Below are 15,807 nucleotides of genomic sequence, written 5' to 3'. Positions count from 1 at the left end.
GCACTCTGATTTGGACGGAATCCGGGCAGAGACGGCAGGCTACCAGGCAAAAAAAATGAGCGAAGATTCTGATGTACTGTATCGGTTGCTGGTCCAACGCGTAGAAGATTACGCCATCTATATGCTGACACCGGACGGCACCATTGCGAACTGGAATGCCGGCGCGCAGCGGGCAAAAGGCTATACGCCTGAAGAAGTCGTGGGGAAGCATTTTTCATGCTTTTACACGGAAGAAGATAAGAAAAGTGGCTGGCCGCAGCACGGTCTGGAGACCGCGCGTTCAACGGGCCGCTATGAATCTGAGGGCTGGCGACAGCGCAAAGATGGCTCGCTTTTTTGGGCGCACATCATTATTGAAGCCCTGCGCGAAGCCGGTGAAATCATTGGTTTTGCCAAGATCACCCGTGACGTAACGCAAAGGCGTGAAACCGAAAAAGAGTTGCTGAAGGCCAAAGAACTGGCCGAATCCAACAGCGAACAGCTCTCTTCTTTATCGCAATTTCTGAACACCGTGATCGCCAATATTCCCTCTTCCGTGATCGTTGAAAATGCCGTTTCGCGGGAAATTCTGCTGGTGAACCGTCAGGCCGAACGCCTGCTGGGGATTTCGCGCGAGAAAATGCTCGGCAAACGTCCGCAGGATTGCATGGGATTCGGGCTCAGCAACTTTATTAATAAGCAGTCGGACGAATGTCTGCGCGCTGAAGGTGTGCATAAAAGCGAGCAACAACTGCTGACGGCCATCGGCGACCGTACGCTGCAAACCACCAGTTCGGTGATCCGCGGGCACGATCCTCAAACCAGTTATGTGATGATGATTGCTGACGACGTGACCGATCAGCAGGCCGCGCATGCGCGTATCCATCACATGGCGCACCACGATAATCTGACCAGCCTGCCCAACCGCATTCTTTTCAGCCAGCGTCTTAACGAAGCGTTGCAGCGCGACAGCTATACGCACAGCCACACGGCTACATTGTGTCTGGATCTGGATAATTTCAAAAACGTGAATGACGCGCTCGGCCATCAGGTCGGCGATGAACTGCTGCGGGCGATTTCCAAACGTCTGCGGATGACGCTGCGCGATGACGACACGCTGGCGCGCATCGGTGGTGACGAGTTTGCCGTCGTGCTGCCCGGCCTGAAAGATATCTCCGCGGCGCATCAGATTTCCAAACGCCTGATTGAATCCGTGCGTCCGCCGGTCATTATCGACGGTCACTCGCTCTCGGTCGGCCTGAGTATCGGCATCGCACTGGCGGATTCCACCGAGAACACGCCGGATCAGCTGCTGCGTTGCGCCGACATGGCGCTGTACGAAGCCAAACGTAATGGCCGCAACCGGTACGAAGATTTCCGTATTGAAATGGACGCCGCCGCCCGCAAACGCCGCGTGGTCGAAATGGACTTGCGCGACGCGATTACCTGCAATCAGCTGCGTCTTTACTACCAGCCCATTACCGATGCCAAACACGATGCGGTCATTGGCTATGAGGCGCTGATGCGCTGGCATCACCCGCAAAACGGGCTGATTATGCCGGTAGATTTCATCCCGATTGCCGAAGAAACGGGCCTGATCCACAGCCTTGGATCTTTTGCGTTACACGAAGCCTGCCGTGAAGCCACAACCTGGACCGGCTCGCAGACCGTCGCCGTGAACCTCTCACCGATTCAGTTCAAAAACAGCGGACTGGTTTCTGTGGTGGAATCCGCACTTGAAGCGTCCGGGCTGGATCCGTCACGGCTGGAAGTGGAAATCACCGAGTCCGTATTGCTCGACAATACGCTGGGCAATATCGATACCCTGCGAAAACTGAAAGCGCTGGGCGTGCGTATCGCGCTGGATGATTTCGGCACCGGTTATTCGTCGCTGAGTTATCTGCGCTCGTTCCCGTTCGACAAAATCAAAATCGACCGGTCGTTCATCAACGATATGCAGGACAGCCGTGAAGCGCTGGCGATCATCCGCGCCATCACTGGCATGAGCCGCAGTCTGGATATTCAGACCACGGCAGAAGGCGTCGAAACCCCCGAGCAGTTCAGGCGTCTGAAAGAAGAAGGTTGTAGTTTGTTCCAGGGATATTATTTTGGACGGCCTCAGCCCTCAGAATCCCGCCTGACTGGGTTTACACCTCTCTGATGATAGGCATTAGACAGGGTATTTGCCGGAAATGATCGCGGGAAAAAGGGCGCAAAAGGCTATTATTTCTGACGATTGTTTTTACTCTCCCCCTTCGCCGGGGGAGAGTAAAGAGCAAAACCATAATGCCCCGGCAATTCCCTCCCTTCGCTGACCTGAATCCACTCATCTCTACTTGCGACACCCTCACCATAATTCACAAACTTGCAGACGATCTGACTGCCCGCGCCTGCCGCGACGTGCGAATTATTCCTTAATACCCGTCCCGACCCTTTCCTTCTTTCGTGAAGCAACGATATAGCGAACCATTAGCCCACTTATTACGCTTATTTGATCTACTTCTCATACCGCGAAATCACGCACCATTACGATCCGTTAACATTAATTTAACGCACTACACTTGTGCATATCAGCGCAATATCAATACGTTATGAATACGAAAACCGATCTTCCGTTTAAAGAGCGTATTTTTTATTCGTTTGAAATTAAAAACAAATTCTCCTTTCTGCAAAACTTTTTCACGAACCATTACAAAATTGGTTCAGAAAATGCAAAGGACTGATTAACGAGTTAATACCCAGCGGGAAACTGAACAATGCCAACAAACGCCGGGGCGCTGCCCCCTTCTAACGGAACGTCGAATTCAGCGCTGGAACAGCTGCGTCAACTGATACAGCAGCATCCGGATCAGACTCAGCCACTGCCGGCTGAGCGCGATCTGATGCAGATGTTTGATGCCGGACGCCGTGAAATTCGTCGTGCGCTGGATGTGCTGGAAGAGGAAGGCCGCGTGTGGCGCAAACAGGGGAAAGGCACGTTTACCGGCCCGAACGGTCCGGCGCAGCCGCTGAGTTTACAGGCGCTACCGAAACAATCGAATTTGCAGGAAGTGATGGAAGCCCGTCTCCAGATTGAGCCGGGGCTGGCGAAATATGCCGCCCTGCGCGCCACGCCGGAGCAAATTCAGCTGATGCGCCGTTTGCTGGATCGCGTGAACAGCATTTCCCGCGATGACGCGGATCAGATTGAACTCTGGGACAGTGCGTTTCACCGTGCGATTGCCGATGCTGCCGGTAACCGTCTGCTGCTCGGGCTTTTCGACGCTGTCGATGCCATACGCCGTGATCCGAGCTGGCAGGCGGTACGTGATGCAGCGCGAAATCAGGAACGTCTGAGCCGCTACGACGATCACCATCACTGCATTGTTGAACACATCGCCGCGCGCCAGCCCAAAGAAGCTGCGCGCGTGATGCGCGAGCACCTTCTTGCCCTGCAACAGGCATTCCTTTCCACCCTGAATGACGATGAGGATTTCACTGATGACTGACCCGGACGGCTCCGTCACGCCGCTGTTACAGATCGACAATTTACAGGTGCAGTTTTCCGGCTCTCCGGCCACAGTCCTGGACGGTATTTCCCTGCAACTGGAGGCCGGTAAAACGCTGGCGCTGGTGGGGGAATCCGGTTGCGGAAAAAGCGTGACGTCGCTGGCGCTCATGGGATTATTGCCCGCCAGCGCGAACGTGTTACACGGCGAAATTCACCTGAACGGGACGTCCCTGCGCGGGCTTTCTGAGCGTCAGTACGCGGATTTGCGCGGTGAGGAACTGGCGATGATTTTTCAGGAGCCAATGACGTCACTGAATCCGGCGCTGCGGCTGGGCGATCAGCTGGCGGAAGCTGTGATGCGTCACCAGAACACCGATAAAAAACAGGCGCGTGCGCAGGCGCTGGAGATGCTTAAAAAAGTACAAATTCCGGCACCGGAACTGCGGATGGATGCCTATCCGCACCAGCTTTCCGGCGGGATGCGTCAGCGCGTGATGATTGCGATGGCGCTGATCAACCGCCCGCAGCTGCTGATTGCCGATGAACCGACCACCGCGCTGGACGTCACGATCCAGGCGCAAATCCTCTCTTTGCTTAACCGGATCCAGGAAGAAACCGGCAGCGCCCTGCTGCTGATCACTCATGATCTGGGGGTGGTCGCCGAAGTGGCTGACAGTTTGGCGGTGATGTACGCCGGACAAATCGTGGAACAGGGCGCGGTTGAAGCTATTTTTAACAATCCGCAGCACCCTTACACCATCGGGCTGATGGGGTCGATGCCCTCGCTGGCATCGCGTCAGGGCGCACTTTCTACCATTCCCGGCGCGGTTCCGCTGCCACGCGATATGCCAAAAGGCTGCCGTTTTTCGACACGCTGCCCGTTTGCGGATACCCGTTGTCATCAGGAAAGGCCGCCTTTGCGCGCGCTGCATAAGTCTCCTCACCGCGTGGCCTGTTTCTACGCACCGCTGGAAAACTTTTTCGCATTATCAGCGGAAGGAGCCTGCGCATGAGTCCAGTACCTCGCCCCATTCTGGAAGCCGCCGGGTTGAGCAAAATCTTCAAAGGCCCGGCGTCAGTGTTCAGTAAACCTAAAATTGTTCAGGCGGTCGATCGTGTTTCGCTGCGCGTCTGGCACGGTGAAACGCTGGCGATCGTCGGGGAATCCGGTTCCGGGAAATCCACACTCGGCCGGTTGTTGTTGCAGTTACTCAGCGCCAGCGAAGGCGACGTTTTTTATGAAGGCAGGAATCTGCGGCAGTTTTCTACCGAACAGATGAAAAACCTGCGCCGTGATTTACAGATTATTTTTCAGGATCCGTTTGCGTCACTTAATCCGCGCATGACGGTGGAAGAGATCGTCGGCGAACCGTTGTGGCTGCACAACATTGTCAGCGGTAAAGCCGACCGTCAGGCGCGGGTGCGCGAGTTGCTGACCACTGTCGGCCTGCCCGCCGCTTTCAGCAACCGTTATCCCCATGAGTTTTCCGGTGGCCAGCGTCAGCGTATTGGTATTGCCCGCGCACTGGCCTCTTCTCCGAAACTTCTGCTCGGCGATGAGCCGGTTTCTGCGCTGGATGTCTCGGTGCAGGCGCAGGTCGTGAATCTTCTGGAAAACCTGAAACAGCAGTTTGGCCTGACGATGATTGTCGTCGCCCACGGTCTGGCGGTGATCCGCCACATGAGCGACCGCGTGGCGGTAATGTATCTCGGGCAAATCGTCGAACTGGCCAGCACGGACGATATTTTTGATCAGCCGCTGCATCCTTATACCCAGGCGCTGATTGCTTCTGCACCGCTGCTGACGCCCGGCGTAAAACGCCCGGTGCCGCTGCTTCAGGGGGATATGCCCAATCCGTCCAGTATGCCTTCCGGTTGCCGGTTTCATACCCGCTGCGCGTACGCCACCGACGAATGCCGGCAGGTCGAACCGCCGCTGGAAACTGTCAGTGTTAACCGTATGGTGGCCTGCCACCGCTGGAGCGAATTACAGCGCGACCGGACTTCCGCGCTGGTTCCTCCGCCGTCTGCCGCTTTTATCTTACGGCGTGCGCTGTTTGAACAGGCGAGCCAGTCACGGCTTTCATCCTCCGATCCAACTTCAACATTAACTTCAACTCTGGGAACCCGACCATGAAATTTGCACCCCGCTTAAGCGCCTGCATTCCGGCGTTACTGTTGCTGACCACCGCCAGCCTTGCGCATGCGGAAAGCACCTTGCGCATCGGTCTTGGCAGCGATCCGGACATGCTCGATCCCGCCACAGCACGCACCTATTACGGGCGTTTTGTGTTCAGTGCGATGTGCGAACGGCTGGTGGATGTCGATCAGCATCTGCAAATCGTGCCGGGCCTGGCGAAAGACTGGACGTTCAGTGATGACGGTAAAACGCTGACGATGAATCTGCGCGAAGGCGTGACGTTCCATGATGGCGAAAAATTCGATGCGGCAGCGGTTAAATTCAATATTGAGCGCTATCTGACGCTGCCGGGTTCCCTGCGCAAAAGCGAGCTATCTTCGGTGGATTCCGTGGAAGTGACGGCGCCGTACACCGTGGTTTTCCACCTGAAAACCGCCGATGCCGCCCTGCTGATGCAACTGACCGACCGCGCAGGCACGATCCTCGCACCTGAAGCGACGGCAAAAGGTAACGTGGCCGCGCATCCGGTGTGCTCCGGCCCCTATGAATTCGTCAGCCGCGTGCAACAGGATCGCATCGTATTAAAACGCTTTGATAATTACTGGAACAAAGGCGCCTATCACTTCGACAAAGTGGTGTTCCTGCCCATCCCGGATGCGTCCGTGCGTCTCGCCAACCTGCGCGCGGGCGATCTGGATATCACTGAAGGGATTGCCGCCAGCGATACGGCGACGGTCAAAGGCGACAGCAATCTGCAACTCGCCAGCACCACCGGCCTCGGTTATATGGGGCTGACGATTAACGTCGGCAATGGCACCGCCAATACCAATACGCCGCTGGCGAAAGATGCCCGCGTGCGTCAGGCGCTGTCGCTGGCGATTGACCGCGACGCCATCAATCAGGTGGTATTCCAGGGGCAATATACCCCGGCGAATCAGGCATTTTCGCCTGCCAGCCCGTATCACGCCGATATTCCGGTTCCCAAACGCGACATTGAAAAGGCCAAAAAATTACTGGCCGAAGCCGGAGTGAAGACGCCGCTGACTATTGATTTCCTGGTGGCGAATAACCCGACGTCCCAGCAGGTCGCACAGGTACTTCAGGCGATGGTCAGCGAGGCGGGCATCAACCTGAATCTGCAAATGACCGAATACGCCACGTTGCTTGACCGCCAGCAAAGTGGCGCTTTCCAGATGAGTATGTCCGGCTGGTCTGGCCGTCCGGATCCTGACGGCAATATTTTCTCGTTCCTGAGCACCAAAGGCGGCCTCAACGATGGCAAATACAGCAACCCGAAAGTCGATCAATGGTTGCAGGAAGCGCGGCTGACCAGCGATGTGGCGCAGCGTAAAACGCTATACAAACAGGTGGTTGAGCAGGAAAACATAGACGATCCGCTGGTGTATCTGTACTTCGAACCGCGCATTTTCGGTATCAGTAAGAAAGTCACCGGTTTTGTACCTTACGCCGACGGCCTGATCCGGTTGCAGGGTCTGGCACTGAACAAATAATTGCCGAGGATTTGCGATGTTAGAACTGGTGGTTAAAAGGCTGATATCAGCCGTACCGTCGCTGTTTCTGGTCACGCTAATGGTTTTTTCGATGCAGAAATTACTGCCGGGCGACCCGATCACAGCGATGGCGGGCGAGGAACGTGATCCGGCGGTCATTGCCCAGCTGCGCGAGCAATACCATCTCAACGATCCGATCCCAAGCCAGTATTTCCACTGGGTTGGCAACGCGCTTCGCGGTGATTTTGGCACGTCGCTGCGCACGCAGGAACCGGTGTTGCAGCTGATTGCCAGCAAACTGCCGGTGACGCTGGAACTGTCGATGCTGGCGATGATTGTCGCGCTGATCATTGGCATCACGATGGGCGTGCTGGCGGCGGTCAATAAAGGCACCTGGATTGATAACGGCACCAACTTTCTGGCGCTATCGGGGATTTCGATCCCCCATTTCTGGCTGGGGGTGCTGCTGATTATGTTCTTCTCGGTCAAGCTGCACTGGCTTCCGGCGTCCGGTTATGTGCCGTTCTCGGAAGACCCGCTGCAAAACCTGAAAACCATGCTGCTGCCTGCGGCGGTGCTCGGCACAGGGCTTTCCGCCACGCTGATGCGCCATACCCGCGCGGCGATGATTACGGTTCTGAAAGCGGATTACATCCGGACGGCACGCGCCAAAGGGTTGTTGCCGAAAAAAGTCATCATGAAACACGCACTGCGTAATGCGCTGGTGCCGATCATTACGCTGACGACATTGCTGTTCGGCGAACTGCTGGGCGGTGCGGTGCTCAGCGAGCAGGTTTTCACCATTCCCGGCTTCGGCAAGATGATTGTTGATTCCGTTTTTAACCGTGATTACGCGGTGGTTCAGGGTGTGGTGATGGTCGTGGCGGTCGGTTTTCTGCTGATGAATCTGCTGGCCGACGTGCTGTATGTTCTGGTTAATCCACGTATGCGGAGAGCCTGAAATGAGTGTTTCCGTTATTTCCGTGACCACGTCACTCAGCATCCGCGAGCCAAACCGCGTTCTGCGTAAGTTTTTGCGCAATAAAAGCGCGGTCATCGGCGCGATCCTTGTGCTGACGTTCGCTTTGCTGGCACTTCTGGCACCGTGGATATCACCGTTTGATCCGATAAAAGCCAATTTCATGGAGGTGCGAAAAGCGCCTTCCGCCCTGCACTGGCTGGGCACCGACGAACTGGGGCGCGATATTTTGTCACGTCTGTTCTGGGGCGCTCGCACGTCGCTGATGGCCGGTTGCGTGTCGGTGATTATCGCGATTGTGATTGGCGTTCCGCTGGGGTTGATTGCCGGTTACTGGCAGGGCTGGCTGGACGGGATTATTTCACGCGTCGTTGAAGCGCTGCTCTCCTGTCCGTTTCTGGTGCTGGCGATTGCGCTCGGCGCATTTCTCGGGCCAAGCCTGGGGAATGCGATGATTGCCATCGGGCTATCTGCGATGCCGATTTTTGCCCGTCTGACACGCGCGCAGGTCATGAGCATCCGCAATGAAGAATACATCGAAGGCGCGCGGGCGATTGGCCTGCCAGACCGCTGGATTTTGCTGAAATATGTGCTGCCCAACGTGCTGTCGCCAATTCTGGTGCAGGCCACGCTGGCGGTGGCGTCGGCCATCATTACCGAAGCCAGCCTGTCGTTTCTCGGGCTGGGGCAGCAACCGCCGGACGCCTCGTGGGGCGCGATGCTTAATACCGCGCGCAGCTTCCTCGAACAGTCGCCGTGGATGTCGATTTTCCCCGGTCTGGCGATTTTTATGACGGTACAAGGTTTTAATTTGCTGGGTGACGGGCTGCGTGATGCGCTCGATCCCCGCTCTGAATGACGCGTTTTCTAAAAGGAATAATGATGTCTGAGAATTACGATTTTAACGCCGCTTATCCTACCCTGCGCCCGACGATGATGGGGGCCAATGCGGTCTGCGCCTCCCAGCCGCTGGCAGCACAGGCCGGGATGAAAATGCTAATGCTCGGCGGAAACGCGGCCGATGCGGCCATCGCCACCGCCATCGCGCTGACCGTGCTGGAACCCAGCGGTAACGGCGTGGGCAGCGACGCTTTTGCGATTATCTGGGACGGTAAAAAAGCTCACGGCCTGAACGCATCGGGCCGCTCACCGGCGGCGTGGACGCCGGAGTATTTCGCCTCTAAAGGCTATGAAGCCGTGCCGACCTATGGCTGGGACGCCGTTACCGTGCCGGGCGCGGTTTCCGGCTGGGTAGCGCTGGCAAAACGTTTTGGCACCCTGCCGCTGACCACACTGGCTCAACCGGCGATCGATTACGCCCGTAACGGTTTTCCGGTATCGCCGCTGATTGGCCGCCTGTGGGAAATTGCGGTGAAAAAACTGCACAATCAGCCGGGTTTTATGGAATGTTTCGCGCCGGAAGGTCGTGCGCCAAAAATCGGCGAAATCTTCCGTAATCCGGCACTGGCGGATTCACTGGAGCTGATCGCCAAAACCGAAGGCGAAGCGTTCTACCGCGGCGAGCTGGCCGATAAAATGATCGCCCACAGCCGTGAATTTGGCGGTGCGATAACTCACGATGACCTGGCGAATCACAAAGCCGACTGGGTGGAAACCCTGCAACAATCGTTCGCAGGCGGTTCGGTTCACGAACTGCCGCCAAACGGTCAGGGTATCGCCACCCTGATTGCGTTGGGCATTCTCGGTAAGCTTAACATCGGCGATAAACCGGTGGATTCCGTCGAAACCACGCATCTGTGCATCGAAGCAATGAAACTGGCGCTGGCCGATTTGGATCAGCACGTCACCGATAACGACCACATGCAGTTCGACCCGCAACTGTTCCTGAACGATGCGTATCTGGAAGAACGTGCGCGCCTGATTGACCGCACTAAAGCCAGCGACGTGACCTACGGCGCACCGCGTCCGGGGGGCACGGTTTACCTCACCACCGCCGATTCCAGCGGCATGATGGTATCGTTTATTCAATCCAACTACATGGGTTTCGGTTCCGGCGTTGTCGTACCGGGAACCGGCATCAGTATGCAAAATCGTGGCTGCGGCTTTACGCTCGATCAGCAGCACGCCAACTGCGTCGCGCCGAATAAACGCACGCTGCACACCATTATTCCGGCGTTTGCGCAGGACGGCGAAGGCAAACCGCTGATGTCCTTCGGCCTGATGGGCGGCCCGATGCAGGCGCAGGGACATCTGCAACTGGCGCTGCGTATTATGCTGTACAAGCAAAATCCGCAGGCCGCCATCGATGCGCCGCGCTGGCGGATTAACGGTGGCCGTCAGGTCGCGATGGAAGCCACGTATGACCACAATACGCTGGCCGCGCTGCGGGCGATGGGGCATGAGCTGATTGTCGAAGATCCGCTTGGCGGCCATTCGTTCGGCGGCGCACAAGTGATTGTGGTGAATCCGGCAGGCGGGTATCTGGCCGGGACGGAATCAAGGAAAGACGGTCAGGCGCTGGTGATGTAGTTTTGGATCTACCTTGTTCCTCCCCCTGCAAAGGGGGATGTTCAGACCGGACACATCATGAACGTTAGCCACTGCCTGTACGGCAATGAACAAGCACGGTTTCACTAGCTGACGATGCGTACATTTCTAAGCTGCCTGTGCGGCAGTGAACATGGGTAATTATATTATCTCATTAATGAGTTTTTTCTAAGCTGCCTGTGCGGCAGTGAACTGTTAGGTTTTGGGGGTTAGGCTCTGAACTGCCTAAGATTATTCCTCTTTGGGAAGGAATACCCTCTTTTTTTGACGGGGTTGGCGATCCATTAAAATCAATGAGTTAGCGAAAGTGCGAAAAAGAGGGTCATTTCGGAGAGGGCATTGATACCCCACTTTCCTTAGCGGAGAGCGGAGCCGAACGGGCTTTTTTGCTCCTCCCACTTCGCAGGGGAGTTAACTCCCTCTTTGTGACTCCCCTTCCAAATCTTCGCTAAAACGATGTAATTCGATCCCATCGCTATAAAAATTTGAAACGCCGTTCTATAAATGGAGTGTTGAGTACTTTGCACTTTCATATGGAGAACGAATATATGACCCGTCCACTGTTTCATGGCGTGATCCCACCAGTCGCAACAATCCTGAATGAAAACGAACAGCTTGACCGTCAGGGCATGGCGCGCCTGATTGATTTTGCGATTGAAGGCGGCGTAAACGGCCTGTTTTTCCTCGGCAGCGCGGGAGAATTTGCGCATATGTCCCGCGAACTGCGGCATGAAGTCGCCGAATTTTGCACCAGACACGTTGCCGGACGCGTGCCGGTGCTGATCGGAGCTGCACATCCCGGCACGGCGAAAACGCTGGCGTTCGCACAACACGCTAAAAGCGTCGGGGCGGACGGCGTGGTGGTGGTGAATCCCTATTACAATCCGCTGACCGAAGAAGCGCTGTATCTGCATTACCGCACCCTTGCTGAAAACGCGGGTCTGCCGGTGATTCTGTATAACTATCCGGCGCTGACAGGTCAGCCGATTCCCGTCAGTCTGATTAAACGCCTGGCGCTGGATTGCCCGAACATCGTCGGACTGAAAGACACCGTCGACAGTCTCAATCATATTCGCGAAACGATACAGGCCGTGAAACCTGAACGCCCTGATTTCGCGGTATTTTCTGGTTATGACGAATATCTGTTCGGTACGCTAATTCTCGGCGGGGACGGTGCTATTCCCGCCAGCGCCAACTTTGCGCCGTACCTCACTTGCGGAATTTACCGCGCTTTCAGAGAGAAAGATTTCGCCACTGCGGTAGAACTGCAACAGCGGTTATCTTTCCTGCCGCCGCTCTACACGCTGGATACGCCCATTTACAACGTCATCAAATACGCCATCTCGCAGGTCGGTATCGACGTACCTGTTTATTCGCTGAAACCGGCATTGCCGCTGAGTAGTGATAAACAAAAAATTGTGCGTGATATTTTGAAACAAGCTGGCGTCAGTGTCGCCGGTTAAGCCCTCTGCGCCTCCCGCTTTGTAACGGGAGGCGAAAACCCTCAATCTAAATCGAAATCATTACTATTCCGCTTTAATATTCGATACTCTATTCCCATGATTTACAGAGCCGAATGACGTTTATAACGCAATGATGCAAACACTCCTCGACAGTTTCCGCGAAACGCCGGTCAGCTGGGTTGCCGATACTTTCAAACCTATGTCGCCGCTGGTGACGAATGCCGTGCCGATGTCGCACCTCACGACGGCGGAAGGCTGTGCCAGCGTGCTCAAACGCTATCTGGACGCCAATGCGGCCGATGCCGCAAAGTGCGATACCCGCCGCGCACGTATCTCGATGTGGTCACAATGGTATTTCGCTACCCTGCTGCCAAGCTGGGTAATCGTTTCCCTGCGCCACGGCTGGCAGTTACCTATCGCCGCTGAAAATGTCTATCTGTGTATGCAGGAAGAAGGCTTACCGGCGCAGATTTATCTGGATGGCGAAGGCGAAGCGCTGATTTCAAGGGAGCCCATGGCGCGGTTTGACGTGATGATCGAGCAGCAGCTGCGCCCGATTTGCGAAGCACTGGCAGAATTCTCCGGGCTGAAACCGGGTATTTACTGGAGCAATGCGGCGATACGCGTTGGCTGGGGCGTGAAACAGGCGGAACTGGTTGATGCTGATATTTCTGACGGTATGACGTTGATGGAATCACGCGAGCTGCGCTACGGCGGCAAAAACCCGTTGTTTCAGCCGATGCGCGCCGAAGACCCTTCCGATCCTGACAGCCCGCAGTATCGCAAACAATGCTGTCTGCGCTACGATCTGGCCGATCACGCCATGTGCCCTTCCTGCCCGTTATTGCTAGCAGAACGCAAATCCGGCAAAAGACGTAAAACTCTCGCGGAGTAATTTGCAAATCTGCCAGCCACTTACAAAAGCTGAATAAACTTAGCGTAAAAAATGATTGGATCTTAGCAGCGGATAATTATATGAATTGGGTTATATAGACCAACGAGGTATTCATCATGACAATGAAAAAACCTAAGAGCTGGCCATCCGCTCTTAACTCGCTGGCCTCAGAGGTGATTGATACTCTGGCGCAACCCGTTAACCGCGTATGGAACACGTTAACCGGCAATCAGCAGCCGCTCAGAGCAAGGATTGTTCATCGTTATGCGATTCCGTCTACCCGCACCATCAGCGTAACGGAAGGGTTCTTCGGATTTATTCCGGTAGAATCTTATGAAAACGAACGTTTTATTCTGGAAGTCGCCTACGCCGACAAGCAGTATCAGGTAGAAGTCCCGCGGGCTTATTACCAGAAAAGTAATATCGGCGACGGTATCGATATCCACACGCTGTAACGCCCTCTTCTTTAAACAGGCTGCACCTTCACGGGCGCAGCCTTTTTTTATGCCCTGAACTCTGCCGTTTCTGCCAAAAAATCTGCCTTACCCCACAGATTCCGCTTTTATTTTGTTCAAAACATGAAAATTATTGACATAATAATCACCTGAATTTAGAAAATTATTTACATTCTATTCCCGCCGTTTCTCTCCTATTATGAGGTTAATGATGACCCGCACCGGACAGCTTTCCCCTGCCTCTGCCAGCCAGTCACGCCGCGCGTTAGTCGCCGGTTCAGTGGGCAACTTTATCGAATGGTACGAATTTGGCGTTTACGGTTATCTGGCGACACTGATCGCCGGTAACTTTTTCACGCTCGAAGGCCAGACCGGCATGACCGGTTTGCTTCTGACGTACGCATCGTTTGCACTGGCCTTTTTCTGCCGCCCGATTGGCGCCATTATCTTTGGCCGCATCGGCGACCGCATTGGCCGTAAGCCCACGCTGATTGCCGTGGTATTACTGATGACCCTCGCCACCGCCATCATCGGTATCCTGCCGACTTACGCACAAATTGGCGTCGCCGCGCCGCTGTTACTGACGCTGATGCGCATGTTCCAGGGCCTGTTTGCAGGCGGTGAATTTGGCGGCGCAGTTTCGCTGATGACAGAGTTCGCCCCGAAAGGCAAACGCGGAATTTACGGCGCGTGGCAGTCTTTCACCGTTTCACTCGGCCTGCTGACCGGCGTGGCGCTGGTGGCCATTCTGGTGCAGTGGCTGCCGGATGCTGAAATGAAAACCTGGGGCTGGCGCATTCCGTTCCTGCTGGCTCTGCCGATGGGGCTGGTGGCGCTTTATCTGCGCCTTAAACTTGACGAAACACCGACCTTTATTGCCAGCCAGAAACCGGAAAAAAACGCGCCGCGCACGGCGGAAGAAAAAGCCTCAACGCTGGCAACCGCCAAAGCTATCGCGCTGGGGATTGGCCGCATGATGGGCTGGTCGGCGGGCGGTTACACCTTCCTGGTGGTGATGCCGTCGTATCTGCAAACCTCGCTTCACGCCACGTTTTTGCAGGCGCTGGTCGCGACCGTGCTGGCGAACGTCGGTTTCGCGATTGCGATCCTGCCATCGGGCTGGCTGAGTGATAAAATCGGCCGCAAAAAAGTGATGATGATTGCCGTGCTGGCGGTGATTATTCTCAGCTTCCCGCTGCTGCATCTGCTGCAAAACCCGGAAAGCAGCCTGCTGGCAAAAGGCGTCGCCGTGCTGATTGCCGGTGCAACCATCGGCATGATTGCAGGCCCCGGCCCGGCAATGCTGGCGGAAATGTTCCCAACCCGCGTGCGCTATACCGGCCTCGGGCTGTCGTATTCATTGTCGAACGCCGTGTTCTCCGGCTGCGCGGGGCTTATCATCACCGGCCTGATTAAAGAAACCGGGAATCTGGATATTCCGGCGTATTACGTGGTGGCAACCTGCGTGGTCAGCCTGTTTGCGCTGATGACGCTGCGCAAAGACGACCATCTTCGCGAACTGGAAAAATAACCGATGAATCTGCAATCGCGATTACAGGCTTTGCAGGGCAGCTTTTCACCGGCTGAAAAACGGATCATCACCCTCATTATGCTGAGCCCGCCGGATGTCGCAAAATTGAGCGTAACGGCACTGGCGCAGCTTGCGCAAACCAGTACCGCCACGGTGGTGCGAACCAGCAAACGATTAGGGTTTGAGGGGTACCCCGCGCTGCGGCTGGCGCTGGCGGCAGAATTGCCCCTTGCGCTACCGCACGCTGAATCGCCACTGGCGGCAGACATTAATGAAACCGATTCGCCGAAGCAAATCCTGCATAAGCTGCTGGCGTTTGAGGTGGAAGGCGCGACGGCGACGGCGCAGTTGCTGAAAGGCGAATCGCTGGAAGAAACCGTTGCGGCGCTGGCTAAGGCGCGACGGATTGACGTCTACGGCGCAGGCGCGTCTTCGCTTGTAGCACAGGATTTTTGCCAGAAACTGCGCCGCATCGGCCTTATCGCCCAGACGTTCGGCAGCACCGATGAAAGCCTGGTGAGCGCCTGTCAGTTAACGGCGGCGGATGTCGCGCTGGCGATTTCCCATTCCGGCGAAACGGCGGGCGTGCTGGACGCCCTGCTGCATGCGAAAAACGCCGGTGCGGCAACGCTCGCCATCACCGCCAATGGCCGGTCACCGCTGGCGCGCAAAGCCGACATTGTGCTGCTCACCAGCAGCCGCGAACTGGGTTTCCGCGCCGCCGCGATGGCGAGCCGCACCAGCCAGTTGCTGATTATCGATTGCCTGTATATCGGCGTTGCGCAGCGTTTACCCGGCGCGCGGGACGCCTTACGCAAAACCCATGACGCCGTGCGCCAGCGCCGCCGCTGATATT

The 15,807-nt window shown here is 55.9% G+C and carries 13 protein-coding genes; all 13 read left to right on the top strand.

Annotated features, from left to right (window positions below; all coding sequences use genetic code 11):
- The first annotated feature begins 55 nt into the window (after positions 1 to 55).
- The 13 genes from J8X26_RS10175 to J8X26_RS10115 all read left to right on the top strand — a co-directional run bounded on the left by J8X26_RS10175 (position 56) and on the right by J8X26_RS10115 (position 15,803).
- Complete coding sequence (locus J8X26_RS10175) at positions 56 to 2,140, top strand: EAL domain-containing protein (protein ID WP_165057322.1); 2,085 nt, start codon at positions 56 to 58, stop codon at positions 2,138 to 2,140.
- A 595-nt stretch (positions 2,141 to 2,735) separates the two neighbouring features.
- The gene (locus J8X26_RS10170) at positions 2,736 to 3,467 is read left to right on the top strand and encodes a FadR/GntR family transcriptional regulator (protein ID WP_208950831.1); all 732 of its coding nucleotides are present in this window, start codon (positions 2,736 to 2,738) and stop codon (positions 3,465 to 3,467) included.
- Positions 3,460 to 4,482 (top strand): ABC transporter ATP-binding protein, encoded by a 1,023-nt coding sequence (locus J8X26_RS10165; protein WP_208950830.1) that lies wholly within the window; start codon positions 3,460 to 3,462, stop codon positions 4,480 to 4,482. The genes J8X26_RS10170 and J8X26_RS10165 overlap by 8 nt, the downstream gene beginning before the upstream one ends.
- A complete protein-coding gene (locus tag J8X26_RS10160) occupies positions 4,479 to 5,606 on the top strand; it encodes an ABC transporter ATP-binding protein (protein WP_165057318.1) in 1,128 nt (375 codons plus the stop codon). Before J8X26_RS10165 ends, J8X26_RS10160 begins: the two co-directional genes overlap by 4 nt.
- Positions 5,603 to 7,120 (top strand): ABC transporter substrate-binding protein, encoded by a 1,518-nt coding sequence (locus J8X26_RS10155; protein ID WP_208950829.1) that lies wholly within the window; start codon positions 5,603 to 5,605, stop codon positions 7,118 to 7,120. Before J8X26_RS10160 ends, J8X26_RS10155 begins: the two co-directional genes overlap by 4 nt.
- A 16-nt stretch (positions 7,121 to 7,136) precedes the next feature.
- The gene (locus J8X26_RS10150; protein WP_208950828.1) at positions 7,137 to 8,081 is read left to right on the top strand and encodes an ABC transporter permease; all 945 of its coding nucleotides are present in this window, start codon (positions 7,137 to 7,139) and stop codon (positions 8,079 to 8,081) included.
- A 1-nt stretch (position 8,082) separates the two neighbouring features.
- Entirely contained in the window at positions 8,083 to 8,958 is an 876-nt protein-coding gene (locus J8X26_RS10145; RefSeq protein ID WP_165057314.1) for an ABC transporter permease, read from the top strand.
- 23 nt (positions 8,959 to 8,981) lie between these two features.
- Positions 8,982 to 10,589, top strand: coding sequence for a gamma-glutamyltransferase family protein (locus tag J8X26_RS10140; protein WP_208950845.1), 1,608 nt, complete (start codon positions 8,982 to 8,984; stop codon positions 10,587 to 10,589).
- A 566-nt stretch (positions 10,590 to 11,155) separates the two neighbouring features.
- Positions 11,156 to 12,070: a dihydrodipicolinate synthase family protein gene (locus J8X26_RS10135; protein WP_208950827.1), complete on the top strand. Its 915-nt coding sequence runs from the start codon at positions 11,156 to 11,158 to the stop codon at positions 12,068 to 12,070.
- A gap of 130 nt (positions 12,071 to 12,200) precedes the next feature.
- The gene (gene fhuF / locus J8X26_RS10130; protein WP_208950826.1) at positions 12,201 to 12,965 is read left to right on the top strand and encodes a siderophore-iron reductase FhuF; all 765 of its coding nucleotides are present in this window, start codon (positions 12,201 to 12,203) and stop codon (positions 12,963 to 12,965) included.
- Between the two features lie 116 nt (positions 12,966 to 13,081).
- Positions 13,082 to 13,420 carry a hypothetical protein gene (locus tag J8X26_RS10125; protein WP_104922154.1) on the top strand — a complete coding sequence of 113 codons (339 nt, stop codon included), beginning with the start codon at positions 13,082 to 13,084 and terminating at the stop codon, positions 13,418 to 13,420.
- Positions 13,421 to 13,631: 211 nt separating this feature from the next.
- A complete protein-coding gene (locus J8X26_RS10120; RefSeq protein WP_208950844.1) occupies positions 13,632 to 14,951 on the top strand; it encodes an MFS transporter in 1,320 nt (439 codons plus the stop codon).
- Between the two features lie 3 nt (positions 14,952 to 14,954).
- The gene (locus J8X26_RS10115; RefSeq protein ID WP_165057308.1) at positions 14,955 to 15,803 is read left to right on the top strand and encodes a MurR/RpiR family transcriptional regulator; all 849 of its coding nucleotides are present in this window, start codon (positions 14,955 to 14,957) and stop codon (positions 15,801 to 15,803) included.
- Positions 15,804 to 15,807: the final 4 nt, after the last annotated feature.

The organism is Rahnella sp. ChDrAdgB13, assembly GCF_017655185.1.
In the GTDB taxonomy this organism is placed as follows: domain Bacteria; phylum Pseudomonadota; class Gammaproteobacteria; order Enterobacterales; family Enterobacteriaceae; genus Rahnella; species Rahnella contaminans.
The sequence above is the reverse complement of the archived record's forward strand: the minus strand, read 5'-3'. Positions and strand labels throughout refer to the sequence as shown.

Excerpts from the sequence above, each read along its gene's own strand:
- J8X26_RS10175 (WP_165057322.1), top strand. The coding sequence starts at position 56 with ATGAGCGAAGATTCTGATGTACTGTATCGGTTGCTGGTCCAACGCGTA.
- J8X26_RS10170 (WP_208950831.1), top strand. The coding sequence starts at position 2,736 with ATGCCAACAAACGCCGGGGCGCTGCCCCCTTCTAACGGAACGTCGAAT.
- J8X26_RS10165 (WP_208950830.1), top strand. The coding sequence starts at position 3,460 with ATGACTGACCCGGACGGCTCCGTCACGCCGCTGTTACAGATCGACAAT.
- J8X26_RS10160 (WP_165057318.1), top strand. The coding sequence starts at position 4,479 with ATGAGTCCAGTACCTCGCCCCATTCTGGAAGCCGCCGGGTTGAGCAAA.
- J8X26_RS10155 (WP_208950829.1), top strand. The coding sequence starts at position 5,603 with ATGAAATTTGCACCCCGCTTAAGCGCCTGCATTCCGGCGTTACTGTTG.
- J8X26_RS10150 (WP_208950828.1), top strand. The coding sequence starts at position 7,137 with ATGTTAGAACTGGTGGTTAAAAGGCTGATATCAGCCGTACCGTCGCTG.
- J8X26_RS10145 (WP_165057314.1), top strand. The coding sequence starts at position 8,083 with ATGAGTGTTTCCGTTATTTCCGTGACCACGTCACTCAGCATCCGCGAG.
- J8X26_RS10140 (WP_208950845.1), top strand. The coding sequence starts at position 8,982 with ATGTCTGAGAATTACGATTTTAACGCCGCTTATCCTACCCTGCGCCCG.
- J8X26_RS10135 (WP_208950827.1), top strand. The coding sequence starts at position 11,156 with ATGACCCGTCCACTGTTTCATGGCGTGATCCCACCAGTCGCAACAATC.
- fhuF (WP_208950826.1), top strand. The coding sequence starts at position 12,201 with ATGATGCAAACACTCCTCGACAGTTTCCGCGAAACGCCGGTCAGCTGG.
- J8X26_RS10125 (WP_104922154.1), top strand. The coding sequence starts at position 13,082 with ATGACAATGAAAAAACCTAAGAGCTGGCCATCCGCTCTTAACTCGCTG.
- J8X26_RS10120 (WP_208950844.1), top strand. The coding sequence starts at position 13,632 with ATGACCCGCACCGGACAGCTTTCCCCTGCCTCTGCCAGCCAGTCACGC.
- J8X26_RS10115 (WP_165057308.1), top strand. The coding sequence starts at position 14,955 with ATGAATCTGCAATCGCGATTACAGGCTTTGCAGGGCAGCTTTTCACCG.